General features: G+C 62.1%; 2 protein-coding genes. Both read left to right on the top strand.

Annotation, left to right across the window (positions count from 1 at the left end; translation table 11 throughout):
* A partial coding sequence (locus tag BMI01S_RS37195; protein WP_042293322.1) for a Mu transposase domain-containing protein occupies positions 1-835 on the top strand: 835 nt, incomplete at its 5' end.
* Positions 832-1,602 (top strand): IS21-like element helper ATPase IstB, encoded by a 771-nt coding sequence (istB, locus tag BMI01S_RS37200; RefSeq protein ID WP_028233066.1) that lies wholly within the window; start codon positions 832-834, stop codon positions 1,600-1,602. The genes BMI01S_RS37195 and istB, both read left to right, overlap by 4 nt.
* Positions 1,603-1,961 lie beyond the last annotated feature (359 nt).

The raw sequence follows: 1,961 nt of genomic DNA on the forward strand, positions 1-1,961 counted from the left end.
TACCGTGGAGAACGCGATCCAGCATACGCAGAACACCGCGCTCACCGGTCGGCGCTTCGAATCCATCGAAGCCCAGAACGAATTCCTGATGCACTGGGAAGAGAACTGGGCCGCCAAACGCATCCACGGCAGCGCCCGACGACAGGTCGAGGCGATGTTCCAGGAGGAGAAGCCGCACCTGCGGCCTCTGCCGGCCACCGGATTCCGCTACTTCACCGAGGTCGTGCGCACTGTCTGGGACGACACTACCGTGAGCATCGATCGCAGCAACTATGCGGCACGGCCCGCGCCCATCGGCAGCCTCGTGTGCGTGCGCATCTACGACACCACGATCGAGATCCGCGATCGCCGCACGCAGGAGTTGCTGCGCACGCACCCGCGCCACATGCAACCCGGCTCGCTCGAGCTTCCCGAGAGCGAACGCCCGTTCAACCCGTCGCGCCAGACGGGCCTGGCGCTCGCCAGCGCCAGCGACATCGGTCCACAGGCGAAGGCGCTGTGCCAGCACCTGTTCGACGCCGAAGGCCGCGTCGGCCATCGCGGCATGTGGGGCATCGTTGCGCTGGCGAAGAAGTATCCCGCGTGGCTCGTCGAACAGGCATGCGACCACGCCCTGCGGCACCACCTCTATCGCTACCGTCAGGTACGCGCCGTCGTCGAGCGGCTGTTCGAGCAGGCGCTGGAGCGCCTGGAGCGCGCGCCCCAGTTGGCCTTGCCGCTTACCCAGGAGCATCCCCTGATCCGGCCCGCCGCCGAATATGGCGAGCTCTTCAATGCCGGCGCACAGCACAGCGCCGGATCGCAACCCGCCCCGACTACTGGAGAAACCGCATGACTACAACGTTACCGGACATCGAACGTGCCCTCAGGCTGCTGCGGCTGTCAGGCGTGCGCGACACACTTGAGACGCGCGTACTGCAGGCGCAGGGTACACAGCAACCGTTCCTCGAGACCTTCGCGCTGATCCTGCAGGACGAACTCGACCGGCGGCAGTCACGCCTGATTGAGCGTCGCTACCAGCAGTCGGGCCTTGAAGAGAAGCTAACCCTGACGGAATTCGACTGGTCGTTCAATCCAAAGCTGCCTCGCCAGGCGTGCTTCCAGCTGCACGCACTGAAGTTCGTCGCCGAAGGCAAGAACGCGCTGATCATAGGTAAGCCGGGTACAGGGAAGTCTCATGTTGCGAAGGCCGTTGCGTATCAGGCCATTCTGCAGGGGCACAAGGTTCAGTATCTCGAAACCGACGACTTCTTTAACCGCTATGCGCTCAGTGCTCCCGAGCAGCGACAGGCGCGGCTGCGCGCCATCCTCGATTGTGATCTGCTCGTGCTCGACGACCTGTTCCTCTCGCGGACGATCCCCGACGACGCCGGCGCACTGCTACAGACTCTGATCCATCAGCGTTACAAGCTTCATCGCAGCGTCGTTGTGACTTCGAACCGCGTCGTCCAGGACTGGGGTTCCTATCTCGGCGACAACACCATGAGTTCAACGATCCTCGACCGCCTCATGCACCACTGCCACCTGCTCGAATTCGATGGTCGTAGCTACCGGCTCAAGGAGGCCGCCGAAACCCTTGCGCGAAAAACGAAAGAGAGCTAAATAACGATCTCGTCCTGCTTCACGAGGTGGGGGAATTTACGCGCCCATAAGTGGGGGAGTTTGAACTGCCCGTCCGGGTGCGTAGTTGTCGCGAGCATCTGCGCGGTCGCAGGAGATAGCCGGGCAAAGTTCCGACGCGAAAGCGGTGCGGAGCGACCCGAGCCTATTGTTCATGCGCCAGTTTGCGACCTTGCTGGGGACGAGGGGCATAGTTAGCTGGTCAAAGCCAATGTTGAGTCGATGGTATGACCTTGGGGGCCAATGCTCCATTGAAACTAGTTTGCTGTGAGGTGCCGACGACGACTGCGGATCTGCAGATGCAGGTTCGTCCTTCCCTGACCTTTTTGGAAAATGTGATG

Source organism: Paraburkholderia mimosarum LMG 23256 = NBRC 106338 (assembly GCF_000739815.1).
Taxonomy (GTDB): Bacteria; Pseudomonadota; Gammaproteobacteria; order Burkholderiales; family Burkholderiaceae; genus Paraburkholderia; species Paraburkholderia mimosarum.